Origin of the sequence: Bifidobacterium sp. SO1 (genome assembly GCF_018555335.1) — a bacterium.
GTDB classification, from domain to species: Bacteria; Actinomycetota; Actinomycetes; order Actinomycetales; family Bifidobacteriaceae; genus Bifidobacterium; species Bifidobacterium simiiventris.
This window is the reverse complement of record NZ_JAFEJR010000026.1, coordinates 22,563-29,414: the sequence shown is the minus strand read 5'-3', so window position 1 is coordinate 29,414 and position 6,852 is coordinate 22,563. Positions and strand designations below refer to the sequence as shown.

Here is a 6,852-nt window from a genome sequence, read left to right as displayed (position 1 = left end):
TCGACGGTGTGGAGGTTGAAGAAGACTTCGCCGTTTTCGTACAGGCGAAGCCCGTTGAGGTGGAATGCCAGCAGTCTCATCATTTTCTCCATTGTGAACGTTTTTTTCGTTTATAACAGCATATCATTCGGAGGGGTCTTTCTTCTGCGGTCGTGACGATACGGACGCATGATCGAGGATAGAATCCCACATATGTACACAAAAAGGAGCTTTCCCATGCCCGATCGTTGGCTTGTTGATGTGATTCCGTCGAAGTGTCCCGCCGACCTGTCGGATGTGCCGGACTCGTATCGTCGGGTGTGGGAGCAATATGTGGGTCCGGTGGTCGCGTCGGATGGGGATCGTGAGCGTTGGGTCGAGGATGCGGCGCGTTTGGAGGCGGCGACTCGGCTGCTGCCTGATCCGGTGGTGCGCGTGTTGGGGCGGAAGACGATGATTCCGAATGCGGATCGCATGCCGCATTACGGTCCGATCGCGGCCATTCCGTTCGAGGATCAGTTTGGCTTGACCGGGAATGCGGACCGGTATGCCTTGTTCCCGTCCCTGCGCCGTTTTCTGGGGCGTGACGTGACGGTCACCGATTGCGATCCGAAGCGGATTTCGGATGCCGTGTTTGCGATGCACGGGCGGCATCCGGAGGGTGGGCTGGTGGTGAAGTTCGTGGCCGCGCCGAAGACGGTGCCATTGGCGTTCATCGACCCGGACCTGTACTACAGAAAGTATGATCCGGATAGCGGAGAATGGTATCGCACTTATTTTGAGCCGGTCGGATGGCTTGACTGGACGGGCATCCGTTACGAGGGTGAAACCCGATGCGTGCTCGTCCAGCAGCGTGTGCGCATGCGCTTCGAATACCGGATCTTCGTGATCGGCGGGAAACCCGTCTGTGGGGCGGGTTGCATCGAGAACCATACGCCGCTCGACAACACGGGTGAGACGTATGATCCGTGGATGGAGGAGACGCGCAACAACCGGAAGCCCGAATCGCACCCATTGATCGCCGGCCTGTACGAACAATACGCGCATGAGGTCGCGCATGCGATCAGGGGTGACGTTGAGGGTCCGTACACGCTCGACCTGTACTTGGGTGATGATGGTCAGCCGCATGTATTGGAACTGAACCCCATGCAGAACGCCGGACTGTACGCGCTGAACATGGATCGACTGTTGGAGGCGGTGAAGGCGAATCCGGGAGAGTTCACCCCGAAACCGGTTCCCGTATTGGAAGCCAACGAAATCGAGGACATCTAAATCAGATCGGCGGTGAAAACATGGTCCCAACAGCAATTGGAGACAATCACGAGAAAAAACCAAGAACTGATTCGCAAGCGCACAGCTTGCAATCATGTTGAAGTGGCCGCATCGGTTTTCGATGAGACGGATGATGCTGATACCATCGCGGAGCTTGTTGAGGTATGGTCGTCTGATCCAAGTCGGCAGCGGTAGGCGGTCGCGTCACTGTTCTGACTGCAAACCGGGTAATGTGGGTAACGTCCACAAACGTTAAAGGAGACACCATGCGCACCGAAACCTACCCCGGATTAGACGGCATGACCTGCACGCACACCTACTCCGAACAGGGTGACAGTGAGTATCGCAACCAGTGGGTGTACGAGCATGGGCTTCGTCGCGTGGTGATCGATGTGATCGGTTCGGAGAAACCGTCTTCGTGGCGGACTCGCGGCCACGCGTATGCGCAATGGTTTGAGAATGGTGAGTCGAATGGGAAGCTGCGATCGTATAACATTCTCGGGAACGCTCAACTTAAGGCGGTGCGGTATGTGATGGGTTTGTCGTCGGACAGTGCCGCCGATCGACAGTTGATGGAATTACGTCAGGCGAAGCGTCGCGAGTTTGAACAGCGTCTCGGCGCATTGTATGGGAACGTGTTGGATCGTCGTGAAGTCGAAGACATCGCCAAATATGATCTAGACATTGATATGCGTGACATGGATGATGAGGAGCGTATCAGCCGTTATCTGCGACTGCTGGTCTCAGACCCGGATGTTGCCGAATATCAACAGTGCATGGCGCGCATCAGCGAACTGGAACAGCAGCTCAATAGGGAAACCAAAGGCATGGATTTGGACGCTATTCAACAGCATCCCGCCTATAAGGAGTTGCAGACGGTGGCGGACCGAAAAGGCGAACTGAGGCAAAGCATTATCAAGCGGATCGGATTAGCTTTAAATGAGGGCGACACGCACCCTTGCTAACGTCCCACATCCGGGCTATTCTTTCATATACAACATCAAAAGGAGCAAACCTTCGGGCTTGACTCTACTCGTGGGGCAGCGTTTCCGGTAACGGAGCGGATGCCCCATAAGTTTTTTCAGAGGGTTTCGTGAAAGATACGGAATCGATCATCGTTGACGTCGCCAGACAACAACTGGAATTCCTGAAAGCAAAGGGCGTGGTCTTCATTAAATGTGATGAAACCTCCGCGATCAAATATCTGGTGGACAACACTTATCTGTTCCGCATCAAACGTTACGCGACCAATTTCGAGACAAAAGAGAACGGCTGCCATTACGATCTAGACTTCGCAGTCATTAAGGATTTAGCGATCTTGGATTATGAATTCCGCATGATGATCGACTATCTGACTGCAAACGTGGAGCACGGGATCAAGATCCGTTTCAACCAACTGCTGATGTCACTGCATGAAACAGACGGGAAAACCATCGCCGCCGCTTTCGATGTCAAACGGGAATACGTGTATTCCGAAACCGCGTTTGGTGACCCGACTTCAAAACTGAAAAGTTTCCCTTATACGGACGATCTGGTTAGGGGATACTGCTTGGAGCCGGAAATCTGGAATCTATGGGAATTGTTTACGTTGGCAGACCTGTCCGAATCATATAGATGCTATCTGAAGTCCATCGATTATGAGGATAATTCGATAAAGCTCTTCAACGGTGTTCGCAACTTGCGCAATGCGGCTTCTCATAACATGCCGATTCTTCTTGACATAGATCGACGCGGGTATATTCCTCCGTATGATTATGTGACCTCGTGTTTGAAGGAGATGTTCGACGGGGATGTTCCCATGCCGGTTCCTAGCGCCGTGAAGAAGTCACAGCTCGTATTCGATTATGCGAGTCTGCTCTGTTCTTTCCTGATTACATGCAATAGTCAACCGATCAGAATACGGGCCGGGATAATGGTTCAAACGATGAAGGATCGTATCCTGCTGCATTATGGAGACTATTATGCGGGCAATGCTCATTGCCGGAACCTTCGGAACATGTTGGGAGCGATTGTAAAACTATCCGAGGGATTTGCCGATTATATCGAAACGGAAAAGGACTCAGCCAATCGTAGAGCAGGGATGCTTCATTTCTTTCCGAAGAAGAGAATGAAGAAGCAAAGAATCCCAAATCTAATCAGATCGTAATGCGCAATACGGTATTTCGCGGTCGGAAGCGCACCTACCTGTAAACGATGGGAGAATGACCGTATGTCTGAGATTTGGAATCCCTCTGAACACCCGTATGATCCGGAGCTGATCTGTTTCGGCTGGAGGAGCACGTATGGTTGCTCCGCGTCGGTGACCCGTAACGGAGAATTGGATGCGTGCGGGAATGATATCGTGGCGTTCCGCCGTTGGTATCCGGGCGAAGGCTATGAGACTGAGCCGCCAGAGCAGGGTTGGTACGACGGCGTATGCAAACGGCATGTGGCGCACGACATGATTCCACTGGCTTTGGTTTTGGATGCGTTGAAGGATGCGCCCCTGCCTTGCAATATCAGGCATGTCGATCCGGTGACGATTCGTGCCGCCGTCAGCCAACTGGATGCTGGTTGCACCGGTATTGTGAAGGTCAACGGTGAGCTGAAGCGTTGTGGCCGGCCATCGGTCGCTTTACGCGTGTGGTCGCATGATGAACTGTTCGACCCGCATGATGAGCTGGAGACGGTTATTGCCGGCTGCTGCAAGACGCACACCTGCCATGACGTGATCAGACTGGCGAGCATTCTGGAGGCACTGCGGTGAACGATGGGAATCGTCCATTGATCCTGATCGACTTCGACGGGGTGATCAACCAGTTCCCCGACGACAAGGTGAGACAACGTCAGAATTCCGTGGATTGGATGCCCTCGGATGATCCCCGCCGTCAAACGTATGATCCGGCGAACTGGTTCATACCCGACCGTAAAGCGCATGTGCGTTTCGCCCGATTGGGCACGTTCCGTATCCTCTGGTCGGATGAGCTTGTGCAACGTTTGGACGCATTGGATGCGGAAATTCTATGGCTGTCCACTTGGCAGCCGCACACGGATCTACTCAACCAGCATTTGGGCGTCAACTGGGAAACGATCAAATGGTACGATCCGATCACTGACGCGTTCCGTTACACAGGTAAACGTCGAACCGTACTCGGCTACGTGAAAACCGGTCGGCCGATCATCTGGATCGACGACGAGGAGACCACCTATGAGGCGGGACTCGCCGTTTCTTCAAAACAGCCATCGGCACCCGTATTGGGTGTAGGACCGGATGCGCGGATCGGGATCAGTCGTCCACAGTTGGAGTTGATCGAACGGTTCGTCGCCGATACGCCGGTAAAACCAGATGTGCGGTTTGAAAGTGACGGGTGAACGACACGAGGGGCACTGGGGGTTCTGACTGGTTCTCCTGTATGATCAATGGGACAAGCAGGAGAACCGGAGGTCGTCAATGTTGGATTTCAACGAATTGGAAGCAACAGCAACCCGTAACGATGACAGTATCGAGATCGAAGTCAACGACGGTCTGCTCCACTATCGAACCAGCATCAATCTGATCGAAGCGCAGCAGCTCCTTGAACAGGTCGACCGGATAGTCAAACATCTCGACCGCAACACTGAAATCGAATTGTCGTCAAACCGGCGGATCGAACTTTGGGATGACGGATACGATCGGTACGGTCTCCGCCTCGCATACCCGCCGTCGAAACTGACCTGTCGGATCACGAGCGGGAATCTGATCCGGTTCGCCGACCATTTGGAGGTCGAGCTGGAGGCCGACTAGGGGAGCCGCATCAGGTGCGGATGCCGCTCCCTCATCTGATCCTGATGTCAGTCGACCAGTATCGTCTTAAGCCGTTCCGAGAGTCTGACCCGGCGTCGTTCGATGAACGTGCGGAAGTCTTTGATGTCGAGACTCGTGTCGGCCGGCACCATGAAGTCCGTCGGCTGTTTACCGAACCGTTCCGCCCATTCGCGTAACGGGATCTTCGTCTTGTCGATGTTCTCCAGCTTCTCCAACAGTTGCAGGTTGAGGACGCTGTTCCAGTTCTTCGGGTCCATCGCGTATTCGCGATCCTCACGATGTGGGAACACTGGCATCAATCGCTGTTCCAGTTCTTCGCGTCGTTTGGTTTTAGGCAGTTTCTCATTCTCGCGGAAGAATGACGCCGGGTGCAGATGATCCTGCTCGTATCGTGACGCGGGGTCGAGCCGTCCGCGCAGGAGCCGGAGGATGATGGATGCTTCGACGGTGCCGTATTGGGTTTCCAATAACCGGTTGATCGTATTGTCGTCCATTTTGTAGTCACGGCTTGTGCCTTTGAACCGTTCCTTGATTTCCTCGAGTGGGAAGTGATCACGGGTCTCATGCTGGTTGATCACATCACGCAACTGGCGTAGCAGCGTGTCGGACTGGCCGGAGAACACGCTGTTCAAGAGGCTGATTTCGAGCCAGCGGAGCATATCATCCACCACCTGTCGTTGCGGCTGGTCTTGGCCGAACGTGCTCTTGCCCGCATCCTTGTACTGGTCGGTGAGGATCAGGTATTGGATCAACGGGATGACGGCGTTCTTGGCTCGGAGCATCACGTCATCGAACCCTTGGTTTTTGAGCAGTTGGAACGTGTTCGCGAACGCCTCCGACAACACCGTCCAGTTCGTCTTCAACAGTTCGACTTGTGGTCGGCCGAAGTTCTCGACCTTGAATTTCACGTTGTCGCCGTAGCAGACGAGGAACGAGCGCAGCACGAGATCCTTGTCCACGTCGAACCCGATGTCGTTGACCCGGTTGACCAAGCTGGTCACGTTGTCGCGCATGTCCGTCCAGTTGGAGGAGGCGATCGCCATGATCAGATCACTCTTGGTCAACGGGACTCCACCACTATTGGTGCGCGTGAAAATCTCCAAAACCTTGTCCTGATCCTGTTCGATCTGAAGATAGTAGCTGACCCGCTGTTCCTTGAGAATACGTTCACGAAGCAGGGCGAGACGGTCGATCGCCTGATCTGGCAAACCATGTTTCATCGCGTATTTGATCGGGTATGCGGATTCGTTCGCGTCGAGGATTTCACCGACCGGATACCACCAGTGACCCGATTCCACATCCTGTACGGCGGTGTCCTTGACCATGAACCGGAACGGATATCGGTAGTCACTGTCCTCATCCGGGTCGCCGATCAGATCCAGATACAATCGCTGTTTGGGGAAGTTAATGTCCGTGTTTTCCCAGCCACGCCATTTCCGGTGTGCGGCAAACGTGCCATGCAATCCGATCGTGAGACTCGTGATCCGCTGCTGACCGTCGATCACCGCATACGCGTCCAATCCTTTCACGTCGGTCGGCGGATTCTCCTCACCGTACTTCTCCGTATAGTCGTAAAGGAACCGGTAGAACGGGTACTGCTTACGAATCTCCGGATCGGTCAAATGCCACAGCATGATCGTGTTGATCGGATAATCCTGCATGATGCTGTCGAACAGGCGCTCGATCTGCTCGGACTTCCAAACGAACCGGCGTTGAATGCCGGGCAATACGTATCGACCCGAGTATGCGTTGTCGACCAGTTGGGCGATGGTCAGGTCGGAATAATAGCCGTTGTGCTCGTGACTCATGGGTTCCTT

The 6,852-nt window shown here is 54.0% G+C and carries 7 protein-coding genes; 6 read left to right on the top strand and 1 reads right to left on the bottom strand.

The window, feature by feature from the left end; translation table 11 throughout:
- Positions 1-216 precede the first annotated feature (216 nt).
- From JS541_RS13875 to JS541_RS13850, 6 genes are all read left to right on the top strand, one after another.
- Positions 217-1,251, top strand: coding sequence for an ATP-grasp domain-containing protein (locus tag JS541_RS13875; protein ID WP_214375088.1), 1,035 nt, complete (start codon positions 217-219; stop codon positions 1,249-1,251).
- A gap of 266 nt (positions 1,252-1,517) precedes the next feature.
- A complete protein-coding gene (locus JS541_RS13870; RefSeq protein WP_214375087.1) occupies positions 1,518-2,216 on the top strand; it encodes a hypothetical protein in 699 nt (232 codons plus the stop codon).
- Between the two features lie 128 nt (positions 2,217-2,344).
- Positions 2,345-3,397: an Abi family protein gene (locus tag JS541_RS13865; RefSeq protein WP_214375086.1), complete on the top strand. Its 1,053-nt coding sequence runs from the start codon at positions 2,345-2,347 to the stop codon at positions 3,395-3,397.
- 63 nt (positions 3,398-3,460) lie between these two features.
- Positions 3,461-3,997, top strand: a complete 537-nt coding sequence (locus tag JS541_RS13860; protein WP_214375085.1) for a hypothetical protein — start codon at positions 3,461-3,463, stop codon at positions 3,995-3,997.
- Between the two features lie 98 nt (positions 3,998-4,095).
- Positions 4,096-4,602 carry a hypothetical protein gene (locus tag JS541_RS13855; RefSeq protein WP_214375084.1) on the top strand — a complete coding sequence of 169 codons (507 nt, stop codon included), beginning with the start codon at positions 4,096-4,098 and terminating at the stop codon, positions 4,600-4,602.
- Between the two features lie 79 nt (positions 4,603-4,681).
- Complete coding sequence (locus JS541_RS13850) at positions 4,682-5,014, top strand: hypothetical protein (protein WP_214375083.1); 333 nt, start codon at positions 4,682-4,684, stop codon at positions 5,012-5,014.
- A gap of 47 nt (positions 5,015-5,061) precedes the next feature.
- On the opposite strand, the gene JS541_RS13845 is transcribed toward JS541_RS13850, so the two are convergent.
- Entirely contained in the window at positions 5,062-6,843 is a 1,782-nt protein-coding gene (locus JS541_RS13845; RefSeq protein WP_214375082.1) for a DUF262 domain-containing protein, read from the bottom strand.
- Positions 6,844-6,852 lie beyond the last annotated feature (9 nt).